At 50.9% G+C, this 16,494-nt stretch carries 18 protein-coding genes and 1 riboswitch; of the genes, 12 read left to right on the top strand and 6 right to left on the bottom strand.

The features are described from left to right. Positions 1-6 precede the first annotated feature (6 nt). Together LDB27_RS03240 and nudF are read right to left on the bottom strand one after the other, a co-directional pair. Complete coding sequence (locus LDB27_RS03240; RefSeq protein ID WP_000833404.1) at positions 7-429, bottom strand: DUF1249 family protein; 423 nt, start codon at positions 427-429, stop codon at positions 7-9. Next, the gene (nudF, locus tag LDB27_RS03235; RefSeq protein ID WP_001231950.1) at positions 426-1,058 is read right to left on the bottom strand and encodes an ADP-ribose diphosphatase; all 633 of its coding nucleotides are present in this window, start codon (positions 1,056-1,058) and stop codon (positions 426-428) included. Before nudF ends, LDB27_RS03240 begins: the two co-directional genes overlap by 4 nt. 200 nt (positions 1,059-1,258) lie before the next feature. Between nudF and tolC the strand changes: the two genes are divergently transcribed. The 3 genes from tolC (at position 1,259) to LDB27_RS03220 (ending at position 4,787) form a co-directional block, all read left to right on the top strand. Beyond that, the gene (gene tolC / locus LDB27_RS03230; protein ID WP_015899378.1) at positions 1,259-2,734 is read left to right on the top strand and encodes an outer membrane channel protein TolC; all 1,476 of its coding nucleotides are present in this window, start codon (positions 1,259-1,261) and stop codon (positions 2,732-2,734) included. Positions 2,735-2,946: 212 nt separating this feature from the next. Next, the gene (locus LDB27_RS03225) at positions 2,947-3,618 is read left to right on the top strand and encodes a DUF1190 family protein (protein ID WP_000831528.1); all 672 of its coding nucleotides are present in this window, start codon (positions 2,947-2,949) and stop codon (positions 3,616-3,618) included. Positions 3,619-3,623: 5 nt separating this feature from the next. Further along, a complete protein-coding gene (locus LDB27_RS03220; protein WP_000442833.1) occupies positions 3,624-4,787 on the top strand; it encodes a glutathionylspermidine synthase family protein in 1,164 nt (387 codons plus the stop codon). 61 nt (positions 4,788-4,848) lie between these two features. Here the strand turns inward: LDB27_RS03220 and ygiD are convergent, their stop codons facing one another. Then, complete coding sequence (ygiD, locus tag LDB27_RS03215) at positions 4,849-5,637, bottom strand: 4,5-DOPA dioxygenase extradiol (protein WP_001530830.1); 789 nt, start codon at positions 5,635-5,637, stop codon at positions 4,849-4,851. A gap of 140 nt (positions 5,638-5,777) precedes the next feature. Between ygiD and zupT the strand changes: the two genes are divergently transcribed. Then, positions 5,778-6,551 carry a zinc transporter ZupT gene (gene zupT, locus LDB27_RS03210; protein WP_000115874.1) on the top strand — a complete coding sequence of 258 codons (774 nt, stop codon included), beginning with the start codon at positions 5,778-5,780 and terminating at the stop codon, positions 6,549-6,551. 66 nt (positions 6,552-6,617) lie between these two features. Here zupT and LDB27_RS03205 read toward each other — a convergent pair whose 3' ends face one another. Continuing rightward, complete coding sequence (locus LDB27_RS03205; RefSeq protein WP_000469257.1) at positions 6,618-6,794, bottom strand: hypothetical protein; 177 nt, start codon at positions 6,792-6,794, stop codon at positions 6,618-6,620. 399 nt (positions 6,795-7,193) lie between these two features. On the opposite strand from LDB27_RS03205, the gene LDB27_RS03200 reads away from it, so the two are divergent. The 4 genes from LDB27_RS03200 (at position 7,194) to LDB27_RS03185 (ending at position 11,842) form a co-directional block, all read left to right on the top strand. Continuing rightward, the gene (locus tag LDB27_RS03200) at positions 7,194-8,990 is read left to right on the top strand and encodes an aryl-sulfate sulfotransferase (RefSeq protein ID WP_000460265.1); all 1,797 of its coding nucleotides are present in this window, start codon (positions 7,194-7,196) and stop codon (positions 8,988-8,990) included. Positions 8,991-9,009: 19 nt separating this feature from the next. Further along, positions 9,010-9,681 (top strand): thiol:disulfide interchange protein DsbA/DsbL, encoded by a 672-nt coding sequence (locus LDB27_RS03195; RefSeq protein WP_000096230.1) that lies wholly within the window; start codon positions 9,010-9,012, stop codon positions 9,679-9,681. Between the two features lie 14 nt (positions 9,682-9,695). Continuing rightward, complete coding sequence (dsbI, locus tag LDB27_RS03190) at positions 9,696-10,373, top strand: protein-disulfide oxidoreductase DsbI (protein WP_000345576.1); 678 nt, start codon at positions 9,696-9,698, stop codon at positions 10,371-10,373. A 213-nt stretch (positions 10,374-10,586) separates the two neighbouring features. Further along, a protein-coding gene (locus LDB27_RS03185) for an IS3-like element ISSen1 family transposase (protein ID WP_086011183.1) occupies positions 10,587-11,842 on the top strand; the annotation gives its coding sequence in 2 pieces (ribosomal slippage) (positions 10,587-10,938 and positions 10,938-11,842; 1,257 coding nt in all). A 16-nt stretch (positions 11,843-11,858) separates the two neighbouring features. Here LDB27_RS03185 and ribB read toward each other — a convergent pair. Further along, positions 11,859-12,512, bottom strand: coding sequence for a 3,4-dihydroxy-2-butanone-4-phosphate synthase (ribB, locus tag LDB27_RS03180; protein ID WP_001076978.1), 654 nt, complete (start codon positions 12,510-12,512; stop codon positions 11,859-11,861). Positions 12,513-12,617: 105 nt separating this feature from the next. Next, positions 12,618-12,816: riboswitch (FMN riboswitch) on the bottom strand. A 132-nt stretch (positions 12,817-12,948) separates the two neighbouring features. On the opposite strand from ribB, the gene ubiK reads away from it, so the two are divergent. Beyond that, a complete protein-coding gene (gene ubiK, locus LDB27_RS03175) occupies positions 12,949-13,245 on the top strand; it encodes a ubiquinone biosynthesis accessory factor UbiK (RefSeq protein ID WP_000566826.1) in 297 nt (98 codons plus the stop codon). A gap of 73 nt (positions 13,246-13,318) precedes the next feature. Here the strand turns inward: ubiK and glgS are convergent, their stop codons facing one another. Further along, entirely contained in the window at positions 13,319-13,528 is a 210-nt protein-coding gene (gene glgS, locus LDB27_RS03170; RefSeq protein WP_000928927.1) for a cell surface composition regulator GlgS, read from the bottom strand. A 257-nt stretch (positions 13,529-13,785) separates the two neighbouring features. On the opposite strand from glgS, the gene LDB27_RS03165 reads away from it, so the two are divergent. From LDB27_RS03165 to LDB27_RS03155, 3 genes are all read left to right on the top strand, one after another. Then, positions 13,786-14,406, top strand: coding sequence for an OB-fold-containig protein (locus tag LDB27_RS03165; protein WP_000171745.1), 621 nt, complete (start codon positions 13,786-13,788; stop codon positions 14,404-14,406). An 18-nt stretch (positions 14,407-14,424) separates the two neighbouring features. Continuing rightward, the gene (locus LDB27_RS03160; RefSeq protein ID WP_000342873.1) at positions 14,425-16,104 is read left to right on the top strand and encodes a flotillin family protein; all 1,680 of its coding nucleotides are present in this window, start codon (positions 14,425-14,427) and stop codon (positions 16,102-16,104) included. A gap of 239 nt (positions 16,105-16,343) precedes the next feature. Then, positions 16,344-16,403: a type I toxin-antitoxin system Ibs family toxin gene (locus tag LDB27_RS03155; protein ID WP_192936148.1), complete on the top strand. Its 60-nt coding sequence runs from the start codon at positions 16,344-16,346 to the stop codon at positions 16,401-16,403. Positions 16,404-16,494: the final 91 nt, after the last annotated feature.

Genomic DNA, 16,494 nt, shown 5'->3' with positions numbered 1-16,494 from the left:
ACGACGCTAATAAACCGGAATCGCCATCGCTCCATGTGCTAAACAGAATCGTAGCCAGTCGGCCAGAAACTGATTAATTTGATGCTTTTCGTCGCGTTGATGCAACTTTTTATTTGGATAATCATACCGCGCTTTGAAGCGAAAGATCTGCTGGCTTGAACACACTTCAGCCACCATCGCATCATGGTAGAGGCGCACCGTCAGCGACGGCAGGCTCCAGTAGGTGATGGCTGGCGCCGTTTGCTCGATCGTTACAAGCGTAGTGTATCGGGTCGATTCCACAATCGTTAACCGATATTGTACGTTACCCACCTGATAGCTCACCGTTTCACCGGGGGCGTCATTGCGCGGCAGCAGGCGGCGCAATTGCGAAAAATTGGTTTCGCACAAACGCATCATTTCTGGGAAGTCAGGTGTATAACGCTTCATTTTTTCCACTCGTTTTTTAACTCTTGATGATGCAACTGAAGCCATTGCAAAGCGATGACTGCGGCTGCGTTGTCGATTTTCCCCTCTTCTACCCACTGGTATGCCTGTTCCCGGCTTACCACATGAACCCGAATATCTTCGTTTTCATCCGCCAGACCATGAATACCTGCCGCGGTCGTGGCGTCCACTTCACCCACCAGAATAGATGAGCGCTCGCTGGTTCCTCCTGGACTCGCCAGGTAACTGATGACCGGTCGGGTGCGGCCTACGGTCAGCCCCGCTTCTTCCATCGCCTCTCGCCGGGCGACCGCCTCAATGGTTTCGCCTTCTTCTATCATGCCGGCGACCATCTCCAGCAGCCACGGCGTAACGCTTGTGTCATACGCGGCAATACGAATCTGTTCGACCAGCACCACCTCGTCGCGTTCAGGGTCAAAGGGTAGCAAGACGGCGGCGTGCCCGCGCTCAAAAATTTCGCGCTTTACCTCGCCACTCATTTCTCCGTTGAATAAACGATGGCGGAATCGATACACATCCAATGAAAAAAAACCGCGATAGCGCGTTTCCCGTGCAATAATTTCTACATCGCTTTTGGTGAAAGTAACTGGCAAGTTGTCTGATTTACGCATTGTGCTGCCCTGCTAGCAATAATGATTAAATGATGAATTTCAAGGGTGGTTGACTGCTGTTTTATCACCCTTGTGGTAAATTGGTGCCAATTAAGGCTCGTATGGCACGTAACGCCAACTTTTTGCAGTGGCGGATTCTGCTAGAATCAGCAATTATTTTTACAAATTGATCAGCGCTAAATACTGCTTCACAACAAGGAATGCAAATGAAGAAATTGCTCCCCATCCTTATCGGCCTGAGCCTGTCGGGGTTCAGCACACTAAGCCAGGCAGAGAACCTGATGCAAGTTTATCAGCAAGCACGCCTGAGCAACCCGGAATTGCGTAAATCCGCTGCCGATCGCGATGCTGCATTCGAAAAAATTAACGAAGCGCGTAGTCCTTTACTGCCGCAACTGGGTTTAGGTGCCGACTACACCTACAGCAACGGTTATCGCGATGCGAACGGTATCAACTCCAATGAAACCAGCGCTTCCCTGCAATTAACGCAGACGTTATTTGATATGTCGAAATGGCGTGGGCTCACCCTGCAAGAAAAAGCAGCAGGCATTCAGGATGTCACCTATCAGACCGATCAGCAGACGCTGATCCTCAATACCGCGAACGCGTATTTTAAGGTATTGAACGCTATTGATGTGCTTTCCTATACCCAGGCACAAAAAGAGGCTATCTACCGTCAGTTAGATCAAACGACGCAACGTTTTAACGTGGGTCTGGTCGCCATTACCGACGTGCAAAACGCCCGTGCGCAATATGATACCGTACTGGCGAATGAAGTGACCGCCCGCAACAACCTGGATAACGCGGTAGAAGAGCTGCGCCAGGTAACCGGCAATTATTACCCGGAGCTGGCGTCGCTTAACGTCGAGCATTTTAAAACCGACAAACCCAAAGCTGTTAATGCGCTGCTGAAGGAAGCGGAAAACCGTAACCTGTCGCTGTTGCAGGCGCGTTTAAGTCAGGATCTGGCGCGCGAGCAAATCCGTCAGGCGCAGGATGGTCATCTGCCGACGCTGAATTTAACGGCCTCAACCGGCATTTCTGATACCTCTTATAGCGGTTCTAAAACCAACTCCGCCCAGTACGACGATAGCAACATGGGGCAGAATAAAATCGGCCTGAACTTCTCCCTGCCGCTGTATCAAGGCGGGATGGTTAACTCGCAGGTAAAACAGGCGCAGTATAACTTCGTCGGCGCAAGCGAACAGCTGGAAAGCGCGCACCGTAGCGTGGTGCAGACCGTACGTTCTTCCTTTAACAATATTAACGCCTCCATCAGCAGCATCAATGCGTATAAACAGGCAGTCGTTTCCGCGCAAAGTTCTTTGGATGCAATGGAAGCCGGTTACTCGGTCGGTACACGTACCATTGTTGACGTACTGGATGCCACCACCACTCTGTATGATGCCAAGCAGCAACTGGCCAACGCGCGTTATACCTATTTGATTAATCAGTTAAATATCAAATATGCGCTCGGTACGCTGAACGAGCAGGATCTGCTCGCGCTTAACAGTACGTTGGGTAAACCTATCCCGACGTCGCCGGAAAGCGTAGCGCCGGAAACGCCAGATCAGGATGCTGCCGCAGACGGTTATAATGCCCATAGCGCCGCGCCGGCAGTACAGCCGACCGCCGCTCGCGCCAACAGCAATAACGGCAATCCATTCCGGCATTGATAAGTTATTCGCTGGCGCTGCGCTTATCAGACCTGTGCCCTTGTAGGTCTGGTAAGCGCGGCGCTACCTGTCATAAAGCCGCGCCTGAACGTAAGACAACGTAAAGATCCTGCTATTCCGCCGCATTCTCGCCTTTTCTCGCTTCAATTTCGACCAGTCATCCTCTATTCTGAACGCATGTTGTATTTACCACTGGGTCCTGGAAGACAAATATGAAACGGACAAAATCCATCCATCACGCATCATTTCGCAAAAGCTGGAGCGCGCGGCATTTAACGCCGGTCGCCCTGGCGGTTACGGCTGTTTTTATGCTGGCTGGCTGTGAAAAAAGCGATGAAACCGTATCGCTGTATCAAAACGCTGATGACTGTTCAGCGGCGAATCCGGGCAAAAGCGCGGAATGTACAACCGCGTATAACAATGCGCTGAAAGAGGCCGAACGTACTGCGCCTAAGTACGCTACACGCGAAGATTGCGTCGCTGAGTTTGGCGAAGGTCAGTGCCAGCAAGCGCCTGCACAGGCTGGCATGGCGCCGGAAAATCAGGCGCAGGCCCAACAATCCAGCGGCAGTTTCTGGATGCCGCTTATGGCAGGTTACATGATGGGGCGTCTGATGGGCGGCGGCGCAGGCTTTGCGCAACAGCCGCTGTTTAGCTCGAAAAACCCGGCCAGCCCTGCATACGGCAAATATACCGATGCGGCAGGTAAAAACTACGGCGCGGCGCAACCGGGCCGGACAATGACCGTACCGAAAACCGCGATGGCGCCGAAACCGGCCACCACAACAACCGTTACCCGCGGCGGTTTTGGCGAATCCGTCGCCAAACAGAGCACCATGCAGCGTAGCGCTGCCGGTACTTCAACACGTTCGATGGGCGGCTGATACGCATGGAAAGAGTCAGTATTACCGAGCGCCCGGACTGGCGCGATAAAGCGACTGAATACGGGTTTAATTTTCACACTATGTATGGTGAACCGTACTGGTGTGAAGACGCTTATTACAAGTTAACGCTCGCCCAGGTGGAAAAACTGGAAGACGTTACCGCCGAGCTGCACCAGATGTGCCTCAAGGTAGTAGAACGCGTCATCGCCAGCGATGAGCTGATGACGAAGTTTCGTATTCCAAAACATACCTGGGGTTTTGTTCGCCAGTCCTGGCAAACGCAACAACCGTCGCTCTATTCCCGCCTCGATCTGGCCTGGGACGGCATTGGCGAGCCTAAGCTGCTCGAAAATAATGCCGACACGCCAACGTCGCTGTATGAAGCGGCGTTTTTTCAGTGGATTTGGCTGGAAGATCAGATCAACGCGGGCAATCTGCCGGAAGGCAGCGATCAGTTTAATAGCCTGCAGGAAAAGCTGATTGAACGCTTTGCTGAACTTCGCGAGCAGTACGGTTTTCAGTTGCTGCATCTCACCTGCTGTCGCGATACGGTTGAGGATCGTGGCACCATTCAGTATTTACAGGACTGCGCGGCCGAAGCGGAAATCGCCACCGAATTTCTCTATATCGACGATATTGGTCTGGGGGAAAAAGGCCAATTTACGGATCTGCAGGATCAGGTCATTGCGAACCTGTTCAAGCTCTATCCGTGGGAATTTATGCTGCGCGAGATGTTTTCCACCAAGCTGGAAGATGCCGGCGTGCGCTGGCTGGAACCGGCCTGGAAAAGCATTATCTCCAATAAAGCGTTGTTGCCGCTGTTGTGGGAGATGTTCCCGGACCATCCGAATCTGTTGCCTGCGTATTTCGCCGAAGACGAACATCCGCCAATGGATAAATATGTCGTGAAACCGATCTTCTCCCGCGAAGGGGCGAACGTATCGATTATTGAGAACGGTAAAACGATCGAATCCGTGGAAGGCCCGTATGGCGAAGAGGGTATGATCGTGCAACAGTTCTATCCGCTGCCAAAATTCGGCGACAGTTACACCCTGATTGGTAGCTGGCTGATTAACGATCAGCCAGCCGGAATTGGTATCCGTGAAGATCGGGCGCTGATCACCCAGGATCTCTCCCGTTTCTATCCGCATATTTTTGTCGAAGGATAGATTCTCCTGTAAGCCCGATGCGCGTAGCGCCATCGGGCAACCATTCCGCGCCTTATCCGGCCTACCCCACCTGCACCGACAACATACTTATACTGCCCATCTCAATACCGTCGACCGGGATGGTGATAGGTTCCTTGCCGTCCCAGGCGCCAAGTACATATAGCAAAGGTAAAAAGTGCTCCGGCGTCGGGTTCGATAAGACCCCCCCTTCATGTTGCAGATAATTCACCAGCGGGTGCTGTTCTACCGGCCCCTGCCACGTCAGATTGGCTTTAACAAAGTCATTAAATGACGCCGCCCAGGGATACGGTATATTGTCACCGTGCCAACGCACAGTCCGCAGGTTATGAACCACATTCCCGCTGGCCACCAGCATCACGCCTTCGTCACGCAGCGTCGCCAGCTTACGACCCACCTCAAAATGCCATGCCGCCGGTTTGGTACTATCAACACTAAGCTGCACCATCGGGATATCCGCATTCGGGTACATCTTGATCAATACGCCCCAGGAGCCGTGATCAAATCCCCACGCTTCTTTATCGAGCGCGACGGGAACGGGAGCCAACAGTTCAACCAAACGCTGCGCCAGCGCAGGCGATCCAGGGGCCGGATAATGCGTGTCATACAGCGCCTGCGGAAAACCGCCAAAATCATGGAGAGTTTGCGGCCTTTCCATCGCTGTGACGCCCGTCCCGCGGGTATACCAGTGCGCCGACACCACCACTATCGCCTGTGGTCGAGGCAGGGCTTCCCCCAATCGCCGCCAGGCGCGGGTATAATCGTTATCGTCCAGCACGTTCATCGGGCTGCCATGCCCCAAAAACAATGCTGGCATACACGTTAAAGACATGATGTTATCCTTACAGGAAAGACATTTTGTTAACATCACCATACGCTTTCTTCACAGAGGAAGAACTCAGATAACTATGATGAAGATCATCAGTTATTTTGAAGGTCAGGTTCGGACGGCAAATTGATAAGGAGTAATGGATGTCAGTACCACTTATTCTGACCTTACTGGCGGGCGCCGCCACCTTTATTGGCGCGTTTCTTGGCGTTCTCGGCCAAAAACCGTCTAACCGCGTGCTGGCTTTTTCGCTGGGCTTCGCCGCAGGGATCATGCTGCTCATCTCACTGATGGAGATGCTGCCCGCCGCGCTTGATACCGAGGGAATGTCGCCCGTACTGGGCTACGGAATGTTTATTATCGGCCTGTTGGGCTACTTCGGGCTGGACCGCCTGCTTCCTCACGCTCATCCGCAGGATCTGGTGCAAAAGAGGCAGCAGCCGCTTCCCGGCTCGATAAAACGCACTGCGATTTTATTGACGCTCGGCATTAGCCTGCACAACTTTCCGGAAGGGATCGCCACCTTTGTCACTGCCAGCAGCAATCTTGAACTGGGTTTCGGCATCGCACTGGCGGTGGCGTTGCACAATATTCCTGAAGGTCTGGCGGTTGCCGGTCCGGTTTATGCCGCGACGGGCTCAAAACGTACCGCGATTTTTTGGGCCGGTATCTCCGGCATGGCGGAAATTCTTGGCGGCGTGCTGGCGTGGCTGATTTTGGGCAGTCTGGTTTCGCCAATCGTTATGGCGGCTATCATGGCGGCAGTCGCCGGTATTATGGTGGCGCTCTCCGTCGATGAACTGATGCCGCTGGCAAAAGAGATCGATCCTAACAATAACCCCAGCTATGGCGTGCTTTGCGGTATGTCCATCATGGGGCTCAGTCTCGTCATTTTGCAGACGATAGGTATCGGTTAAGAGAAACCTCGCGCCGGATGCAGGCCTTTAGCCAGGCAACATCCGGCTGCCCGTCAAGGATATGCGCTATTTCTGCTCATTCATCACGCTGTCGCCTTCGTTCGTCTGGCGAAAACGTTTCGTTCGCGCTTCAAGTAATGCATCTCTGTCTTGCCGAAACGCTCTGCAATAACGCTTCATATGGCAAATATACCCTACTACCACCAGAACGATTAATATTATCCAATACCAGGCAATAAACATCCTTTTTACCCTTAAAATTTAACATCACTAAACATTTAACGTTAAAATTTTACATACCCTTATTTTGACGTATTCATATACTGGCATATTTGTGGAACAAATAAATGATTTTGATCATATAAATCAGTGGTGAAACACAATAATGAAAGAGGTATTAAGCAGAAAACAATGTCGATAAGATCACACTTCGTACTAATTTATATTGTTCTTAAAATATCACACTCCTACTATCGACTCACTCAGGCAATTAAAAAATATTGATACAAAATATACTTTAAAATAAGTAATAGCATCATGACTTATATTTAAAGACCAATCATTTACCTCATTTATCATTAATAAAAACATAGTATATACAGAAGTATTATATTTAGAAGTTGTATATAAGGAGATATATCCATGTTTGACCAATACCGGAAAACAATACTTGCCGGTGCCGTCGCACTGACATGCGGACTCACCGCAGCCAGTACATTTGCCGCAGGTTTTCAACCGGCGCAGCCCGCAGGAAAATTAGGCGCAGTCGTTGTCGATCCTTACGGTAATGCCCCTCTCACCGCACTGGTGGAATTAGATAGCCATGTTATTTCAGACGTTAAAGTTACTGTACATGGCAAAGGGGAAAAAGGCGTTCCCGTTACTTATACTGTTGGGAAAGAGTCTTTAGAAACCTATGACGGTATTCCTATTTTTGGCCTTTATCAGAAATTTGCCAACAACGTCACGGTAGAATATAAAGAAAACGGCAAAGCCATGAAGGATGACTATGTGGTGCAGACGTCCGCCATCGTCAACCATTATATGGATAACCGTTCTATTTCAGATCTCCAGCAAACGAAAGTTATTAAAGTTGCGCCAGGATTTGAAGATCGCCTTTATCTGGTAAATACCCATACCTTTACGCCGCAGGGCGCTGAATTTCACTGGCACGGCGAAAAAGATAAAAATGCGGGCATTCTTGATGCCGGTCCGGCGGGCGGGGCTTTGCCTTTCGATATCGCCCCTTATACGTTTGTGGTCGACACCCAGGGTGAATACCGCTGGTGGCTGGATCAAGATACCTTCTACGACGGCCACGATATGAATATCAACAAACGCGGCTATCTGATGGGTATTCGTGAAACGCCTCGCGGCACCTTTACCGCGGTGCAGGGCCAACACTGGTACGAGTTTGACATGATGGGGCAAATTCTTGCCGATCATAAACTGCCGCGCGGGTTCCTGGATGCGTCTCATGAATCCATCGAAACCGTGAACGGCACCGTACTGCTGCGCGTCGGCAAACGCGATTACCGCAAAGAAGACGGCATACATGTTCATACTATTCGTGACCAAATCATTGAGGTTGATAAGTCTGGCCGCGTAGTAGACGTTTGGGATTTAACCAAAATCCTCGACCCTATGCGTGATGCGCTGCTCGGCGCGCTGGATGCGGGCGCAGTATGCGTGAACGTCGATCTGGCCCATGCCGGACAGCAGGCGAAACTTGAACCGGATACGCCGTATGGCGATGCGCTTGGCGTTGGTGCCGGTCGTAACTGGGCGCACGTCAACTCTATCGCTTATGACGCGAAAGACGACTCCATCATCCTTTCTTCCCGCCATCAGGGTATTGTAAAAATTGGTCGCGATAAGCAGGTGAAATGGATACTGGCACCGTCTAAAGGCTGGAATAAGCAGCTAGCCAGTAAATTGCTGAAACCGGTAGACGATCATGGTAAGCCGTTGACCTGTGACGAAAATGGCAAGTGTAAGGACACCGATTTCGATTTCACCTATACCCAACATACGGCATGGCTTTCCAGCAAAGGCACGTTAACGGTCTTTGATAACGGCGATGGTCGCGGCCTGGAGCAACCGGCTCTACCGACCATGAAATATTCCCGTTTTGTCGAATATAAGATCGATGAGAAGAAAGGCACCGTACAACAAGTTTGGGAATACGGTAAAGAACGTGGGTATGATTTCTATAGTCCTATTACCTCGGTTGTTGAATATCAAAAAGACCGCGACACCATGTTCGGCTTTGGCGGTTCTATTAACCTGTTCGACGTTGGTAAACCCACAGTCGGCAAACTGAATGAGATTGACTATAAAACGAAAGAAGTGAAAGTTGAAATTGATGTGCTGTCGGATAAACCCAACCAGACTCACTATCGTGCGTTACTGGTTCATCCAACGCAAATGTTTAAATAAATCACGGGAAGGAATTAATATGTCATCTAAATGGATTACCTCTTTATTTAAAAGCGTAGTATTAACCGCGGCATTGGTCACTCCTTTTGCAGCATCGGCTTTTACCGAGGGCACAGATTATATGGTTCTGGAGAAACCGATTCCTAATGCGGATAAAACGCTGATTAAGGTATTTAGCTACGCCTGCCCTTTCTGCTACAAATATGACAAAGCCGTAACAGGTCCGGTTTCTGATAAAGTAGCCGATCTTGTTACGTTCACCCCGTTCCACCTGGAAACAAAAGGCGAATATGGCAAACAGGCCAGCGAAGTATTTGCAGTCCTGATCGCCAAAGATAAAGCTGCCGGGATTTCGTTATTTGATGCTAAATCACAATTCAAAAAAGCGAAGTTCGCCTGGTACGCGGCTTACCATGATAAGAAAGAGCGCTGGTCAGATGGGAAAGATCCGGCAGCATTTATTAAAACCGGGCTGGACGCCGCAGGCATGAGCCAGGCTGATTTTGAAGCGGCGCTGAAAGATCCTGCCGTTCAGGAGACTCTGGAAAAATGGAAAGCCGCCTATGACGTTGCCAAAATTCAGGGTGTTCCGGCTTACGTCGTCAACGGCAAGTACCTTATCTATACCAAAAACATCAAATCCATCGATTCTATGGCTGAACTCGTCCGGGAACTGGCCACTAAAAAATAAGCAGGGAAACGATTATGGATTTTATTAAGGGATTATGGCGAGACCTACGCGCAAGACCAGTAGATACGCTGGTGAGATGGCAGGAACAGCGCTTTCTGTGGCTGTTAATGGCCATCGCGATGGGAGGGTTAATTATCCTGGCGCACTCGTTCTTCCAAATCTATCTCTACATGGCGCCATGCGAACAGTGTGTTTACATTCGTTACGCGATGTTTGTGATGGTAATTGGCGGGGTGATTGCGGCGATAAATCCCAAAAATATCGTGCTGAAGCTGATTGGCTGCATCGCGGCGTTTTATGGCAGCATTATGGGCATTAAGTTTTCTATTAAGCTTAATGGTATCCATCATGCGGTACATAATGCGGACCCCGATTCACTTTTTGGCGTGCAAGGATGTTCGACTGATCCGACCTTTCCTTTCAACTTACCGTTGGCGGAATGGGCACCGGAGTGGTTTAAACCTACCGGAGACTGCGGTTATGACGCGCCTATCGTCCCTGATGGCGTAACGCTCAGTAGCGTACAGCAGTGGTTTGTCGATCTCTACCAGCAGTCCGAAGGCTGGTATCTGCTTCCGCCCTGGCACTTTATGAACATGGCGCAGGCATGTATGTTGGCCTTTGGGTTGTGCCTGATTCTGCTGCTGGTGATGAGCGGCGCCTGGGCATTGAAACTGGCCAGAGGCAAATAACCTGAATAGATAAACCAAAGCAGAGGTCTGCATTCAGGCCTCTGCTTTTCTCACAATAATTTTACCATTCAGCTTATTCGTCGTTCTTTGAAACTGAACAGTATGGCACCGAAGGAATACAAAAAAGCCGATAACATCTCATCGGCTTTTTTCAACCATGTGACCCGTCCTGAATAGCGTTGACACGTTCCAGACTTAAATCCGGAGAACGTGATGATGACTGAGTTCAAACGCACCCAACGCGATTATCCTCTATCCTTTAAAATAGCCGTCGTTGAGCAGGTCGAAAAAGGCGAGATGACCTATAAACAGGCCCGGCAGCGATATGGCATTCAGGGGCGCTCCACCGTACTTGTCTGGCTGCGTAAATATGGCCGGCTTGACTGGAGACCCGGACTTCCTGACCCGGTGAAGAGGAAACTGCCTGTGGCTCAGACAACTATCCCGCTGACACCCGAGCAAAGAATCAGGGAACTTGAAGAGCAGCTTGAGCTGGCAAACCAGAAAGCTGAGTTTTTTGAGTCCGTTATCAACGTCCTGAAAAATGATTACGGGGTAAGTGTTGTAAAAAAGCGGCCCGGCAAGTCCTCACGCAAAGTCAGGCCCCCAAAATAACAGTTACGCGTGCATGTCAGTTCCTGGGGCACAGCAGACAGGCGTGGTACCAGTACAATACAAGATGTAATAAACGGCAGGAGCATCATGCTCAGGTTCTTGATTTTGTTGCCCGTACCCGGTGCCGTCAGCCGCGAATCGGTACGCGTAAACTGCACTATCTGCTGAACATGCAGGCCGATAAAACGCTGAATATCGGACGGGACCGTCTGTTTAATCTGCTGGGTGAATACCGGCTCCTGGTACCCGTGAAACGGGCATATCACAAAACCACCAACAGCCATCATCGCTTTTACCGGCATCCTAACTTGCTGAAACCCGGCCCTGAACAGGTTACCGCCCTTGAGCCAGAACAGGTCTGGGTCGCCGATATTACTTATCTTCCACTACGCAGCGGCACGGCCTATCTGAGTCTGGTCACCGATGCCTGCTCCAGAAAAATCGTGGGTTACCATGTCGGGGAAAACCTGCAGACAGAAAATGTGGTAAAGGCGTTCAGGCAGGCTCTGAGGCGGAGAAAAACGACAGGTCCGCTGGTACATCACTCTGACAGAGGACTGCAATACTGTTCGGTACTTTATCAGTCAGTTCATGAGCGAAACGGAATAACCTGTTCAATGACCGATGGTTACGACTGCTACCAGAATGCGCTGGCTGAGAGAATAAACGGGATACTGAAAAATGAGTTTTTACTCTCGCGTCCTGCAGACCTGGCGCAAGCGCGGGAAATAGTAAAAGAGTCCGTGGCAATTTATAACCATGAACGGCCACACCTGGCCCTGAAATACAAAACGCCCGATGATGTTCATCAGGCGTTTTACAGACAAAAAACTGTCAACCTATATCAGGACTAGTCAATGATCCGTTCGATCAGCTGGCTTTGCGCTCATGTGCCTGGCGGTAAGCCACCAGATCTTCAATCGTGACCACCGCCATATTATGCTGGCCTGCAAACGCGATACACTCCGGCGCGCGCGCCATCGTCCCATCGTCGTTAGTCAACTCGCACAGTACACCTGCAGGTTTAAAACCGGCCAGCGTCATCAGATCGATGGTCGCCTCCGTATGACCGCCGCGCGTCAGCACGCCGCCCGCCTGAGCGCGCAGTGGGAAAACGTGCCCCGGACGGTTAAGATCGGACGGTTTTGCGCCATCCTTAATTGCCGCACGCACCGTAGTGACACGGTCAGCGGCGGAAACGCCGGTGGTCACGCCTTCTGCGGCTTCAATGGTCACGGTAAAACCGGTGCCGTAGGCGCTGGTGTTGTTTTCCACCATCATTGGCAAGTCGAGCTGCTTACGACGATCTTCAGTAATACACAGGCAAACAATACCGCTACCGTGACGAATGGTTAACGCCATCTGTTCTACGGTCATCGTCTCTGCGGGGAAAATCATATCGCCTTCGTTTTCACGATCTTCATCATCAAGCACCATCACACCGCGTCCTTCACGCAGCGCATCCAGTGCAAGTTCAACACGTTCAAAAGGCGTACCAAAAGAGGAAAGTAGCGTCTGATTCATGGTAAAAAAACCTCATTAACATTATGGTTACCAGAATCAGGGCAGTCTTAGGAGTGCCGACAAGCGGCAAAAAAATAACGTGAGCGGGTCCATGCCCGACTGGATCGTTACCCTCTCCCATCCGGACTTTAACCGTCGGCCCCGGAATTACACCGGATCTGCTGACCTTTTCGCTATGGCAAAAAGCGCTCGCGGGCTTTCAACCTGCTCTCCGCGTTCCGTCACGGCGCGCCGTGATGAGAAATGCGTTAAACATCGCTGATTTACCGCCGGTGGGGAATTTCGCCCCGCCCTGAGAATAAGCGGGTTAACTATAACGCTATTGATTACCTTCATCAACGCCTTTACTCCGTATGACGTCACACAATTCTGGTTTATGGCGTCCACATATCGCACTACAATAAGAGCTAACACTTACCAGTTCAGGGAAACCACAATGATTGACCCGAAAAAAATTGAGCAAATCGCACGTCAGGTTCATGAGTCAATGCCGAAAGGTATTCGCGAGTTCGGGGAAGATATCGAGAAAAAAATCCGTCAAACGCTGCAATCTCAGCTGACGCGTCTCGATCTGGTGAGCCGCGAAGAGTTTGATGTCCAGACTCAGGTCTTGCTGCGCACCCGGGAAAAACTGGTGCTGCTGGAGCAACGCCTCAGCGAACTGGAAGCTCGCGACAAGCCTGAAGAAGTAAAACCCGCGCCCGCCATCCCGCCAGTCGATCCACAAGAGTAAAAACGTGAACGGGCCTGACGGCCCGCTCATATAAGATCTGAATAATGCCCTGCACCTGTAAAGGGAGCCTGCATTAGTGTTCTAATTCTAACCTTTTCGCCTGAGTCGCCTGCTGGCAGTAAAGCGCGTAACGCTTGCAAAACCAGTCGCGGTGCTCCTCGTCCATATTGCCGGTTACCGCCTGGATATCAACAGGACGCCCCTCCGCCTGCATTCTGGCAAAACTGCGCGCCAGAAAATCGAAATTATTCAATGAATAGACGTTATTGTTGTTCATCAGCATACCCTCCAGTTATTGAATTCTGTTAAGGCTATATGCTTTTTCTAATTTCAGTATTTCCCTATATGTACGGCGGTTTTATACATAACGTGCGCAAATTTAATGCGCAAAATCACAATATTCACCAAAGATAACGACGGATAAATCGCTTTTCGGACTTAAGGAGATATGGGTCACATGATATTGTAACGCAATGAAATAACAAGCATGAAAATTATCACGCGAACACCCTTCTGAAGGCGGCAACAAGGATAGAAAATATGACCTTATTTGCGGAGTATAACAGCCCCTATCTGTTTGCCATCGCGTTCGTTTTCTTTATCGGCGTGCTGGAGATGATTTCTCTGATTTTTGGCCACTTTCTTTCAGGCACGCTCGACGCCCATCTCGATCATTATGACGCCCTGTCATCTGGCCCTGCGGGCCAGGCGCTTCATTATCTGAATATTGGACGCGTTCCCGCCCTGGTCGTCCTCTGTCTATTGGCCGGTTATTTCGGCCTCTTCGGTATCCTCATCCAGCATGGCGGGATCATGCTCTGGCAAGCGCCGCTCAGCAATCTGCTGCTGGTCCCGTTGAGCATTGTCCTGTCGGTCTTTGCCGTGCATTACAGCGGAAAAATCCTCGCGCCCTGGCTACCCAGAGATGAAAGCTCCGCCCTCAGGGAAGAGGAATTTATCGGCGGCATGGCGATTATTACCGGCCACGCCGCCGTCGCCGGTACACCTTGCGAAGGAAAATTTACCGATAAGTTCGGCCAGATTCACTATTTACTGCTGGAACCCGAAAAGGGAAAAGAATTTAAAAAAGGAGACAAGGTGCTGATTGTCTACCAACTTTCCGCAACGCGTTATTTGGCTGAGCGTACCTTCTATGTCTAATTGAGAGGAACTTACATAATGGATGATGTTTTTGGCATATTGCCATCATGGATGTTTACCGCCATCGTTGCGGTTATCGTCTTACTAATTATCGGGATCATTTTTGCTCGCCTCTATCGCCGCGCATCTGCGGAACAGGCGTTTGTCCGTACCGGGCTTGGCGGGCAAAAAGTGGTGATGAGCGGCGGCGCTATTGTGATGCCAATCTTTCACGAAATTATTCCGATCAATATGAATACCCTAAAACTTGAAGTCAGCCGTGCTACCGTCGACAGTCTGATCACCAAAGATCGTATGCGCGTTGACGTGGTCGTTGCTTTCTTCGTGCGTGTAAAACCCTCTGTTGAAGGTATTGCCACCGCCGCACAAACGCTTGGTCAGCGAACTCTGTCGCCGGAAGATCTGCGTATGCTGGTTGAGGATAAATTCGTTGACGCCTTACGCGCTACCGCAGCCCAGATGACGATGCATGAGCTACAGGACACGCGTGAAAACTTCGTTCAGGGCGTACAAAACACCGTTGCGGAAGATTTGTCGAAAAACGGCCTGGAGCTGGAAAGCGTCTCATTAACCAACTTTAACCAAACGTCCAAAGAGCATTTCAATCCAAACAACGCCTTTGATGCCGAAGGGCTGACGAAACTGACGCAGGAAACCGAACGCCGCCGTCGTGAACGTAATGAAGTGGAACAGGATGTGGAAGTGGCGGTGCGCGAAAAGAACCGCGACGCGCTTGAGCGCAAGCTGGAAATCGAGCAGCAAGAAGCCTTTATGACTCTGGAGCAGGAGCAACAGGTTAAAACCCGCACCGCCGAACAAAACGCCAAAATTGCCGCTTTTGAGGCCGAGTGCCATCGTGAAGCAGAACAGACGCGCATACTTGCTGAGCGGCAGATCCAGGAGACGGAGATCGAACGTGAGCAAGCAGTACGGTCCAGGAAAGTTGAGGCCGAGCGTGAAGTACGTATTAAAGAGATCGAACAGCAACAGGTGACAGAAATCGCCAACCAGACGAAATCTATCGCCATTGCCGCCAAATCCGAGCAGCAATCGCAAGCGGAAGCGCGCGCCAACGACGCGCTGGCCGATGCGGTTCGCGCCCAGCAAAACGTAGAAACCACCCGCCAGACCGCCGAAGCGGATCGCGCCAAGCAGGTCGCTCTGATCGCCGCGGCACAGGATGCGGAAACCAAAGCGGTCGAACTGACCGTTCGGGCAAAAGCAGAGAAAGAAGCGGCAGAATTGCAAGCCGCCGCCATCATCGAACTGGCGGAAGCAACGCGTAAAAAAGGTTTGGCGGAAGCCGAAGCACAACGGGCGCTGAATGACGCTATCAACGTGCTTTCTGACGAACAAACCAGCCTCAAATTTAAACTAGCGCTCCTACAATCGTTGCCTGCTGTTATTGAGAAGTCTGTTGAACCGATGAAATCCATCGACGGCATTAAGATTATTCAGGTCGATGGCCTCAATCGCGGCACTACGGCGGGCGACGTCGCCGCTGGCGGCGCTAACGGGGGAAACCTGGCAGAACAAGCGTTATCTGCCGCGCTCACCTATCGTACCCAGGCGCCGCTGATCGATTCGCTGTTAAACGAGATTGGCATCGCCGGCGGCTCGCTAAAGGCGCTGACCACGCCGTTGGTTTCATCGACAACGGATGAGATTAATCGCGAAGCAACGGTAAAAGAGCAATAACCCCCCGCCATATCTCCTGTCCCTGGTCATAAGACCGGGGATTTTTTTATCTTTTTTCCACCTTGTCTGTACAAAGCGTTATGACCAGCAGGCCATTTTGCGTGGGCGATCCAGTAACGCAAAATCGGCGGGAGAAAGCCCTTGCGCCAGACAGGCCACTCACCAACAATCGCGATGTCAGCAAGGGGCTGAAACGGGAAAGCCCCTCCCGAGGAAGGGGCTTTAATAAGGAAAGGGTTATGATGCACCAGGTCATCATACTGATTGTTCTGTTACTGATAAGTTTCCCAGCTTACTAACAGCCAATCAGAGGGGGGAGAGATCCCCTCTCACCCTTATTCCTTTACTTTAGGTCGAAAAAAAAGCAGCGTCAACCGCGAGATACGCGTC

It is taken from the genome of Salmonella sp. JXY0409-18 (assembly GCF_020268625.1).
In the GTDB taxonomy this organism is placed as follows: domain Bacteria; phylum Pseudomonadota; class Gammaproteobacteria; order Enterobacterales; family Enterobacteriaceae; genus Salmonella; species Salmonella enterica.
This window is presented reverse-complemented; position numbering and strand designations above follow the sequence as displayed.

What these genes read in the sequence shown, in the direction of transcription:
- LDB27_RS03240 (WP_000833404.1), bottom strand. Translation starts at nt 429, where the DNA reads ATGAAGCGTTATACACCTGACTTCCCAGAAATGATGCGTTTGTGCGAA.
- nudF (WP_001231950.1), bottom strand. Translation starts at nt 1,058, where the DNA reads ATGCGTAAATCAGACAACTTGCCAGTTACTTTCACCAAAAGCGATGTA.
- tolC (WP_015899378.1), top strand. Translation starts at nt 1,259, where the DNA reads ATGCAAATGAAGAAATTGCTCCCCATCCTTATCGGCCTGAGCCTGTCG.
- LDB27_RS03225 (WP_000831528.1), top strand. Translation starts at nt 2,947, where the DNA reads ATGAAACGGACAAAATCCATCCATCACGCATCATTTCGCAAAAGCTGG.
- LDB27_RS03220 (WP_000442833.1), top strand. Translation starts at nt 3,624, where the DNA reads ATGGAAAGAGTCAGTATTACCGAGCGCCCGGACTGGCGCGATAAAGCG.
- ygiD (WP_001530830.1), bottom strand. Translation starts at nt 5,637, where the DNA reads ATGTCTTTAACGTGTATGCCAGCATTGTTTTTGGGGCATGGCAGCCCG.
- zupT (WP_000115874.1), top strand. Translation starts at nt 5,778, where the DNA reads ATGTCAGTACCACTTATTCTGACCTTACTGGCGGGCGCCGCCACCTTT.
- LDB27_RS03205 (WP_000469257.1), bottom strand. Translation starts at nt 6,794, where the DNA reads ATGTTTATTGCCTGGTATTGGATAATATTAATCGTTCTGGTGGTAGTA.
- LDB27_RS03200 (WP_000460265.1), top strand. Translation starts at nt 7,194, where the DNA reads ATGTTTGACCAATACCGGAAAACAATACTTGCCGGTGCCGTCGCACTG.
- LDB27_RS03195 (WP_000096230.1), top strand. Translation starts at nt 9,010, where the DNA reads ATGTCATCTAAATGGATTACCTCTTTATTTAAAAGCGTAGTATTAACC.
- dsbI (WP_000345576.1), top strand. Translation starts at nt 9,696, where the DNA reads ATGGATTTTATTAAGGGATTATGGCGAGACCTACGCGCAAGACCAGTA.
- ribB (WP_001076978.1), bottom strand. Translation starts at nt 12,512, where the DNA reads ATGAATCAGACGCTACTTTCCTCTTTTGGTACGCCTTTTGAACGTGTT.
- ubiK (WP_000566826.1), top strand. Translation starts at nt 12,949, where the DNA reads ATGATTGACCCGAAAAAAATTGAGCAAATCGCACGTCAGGTTCATGAG.
- glgS (WP_000928927.1), bottom strand. Translation starts at nt 13,528, where the DNA reads ATGCTGATGAACAACAATAACGTCTATTCATTGAATAATTTCGATTTT.
- LDB27_RS03165 (WP_000171745.1), top strand. Translation starts at nt 13,786, where the DNA reads ATGACCTTATTTGCGGAGTATAACAGCCCCTATCTGTTTGCCATCGCG.
- LDB27_RS03160 (WP_000342873.1), top strand. Translation starts at nt 14,425, where the DNA reads ATGGATGATGTTTTTGGCATATTGCCATCATGGATGTTTACCGCCATC.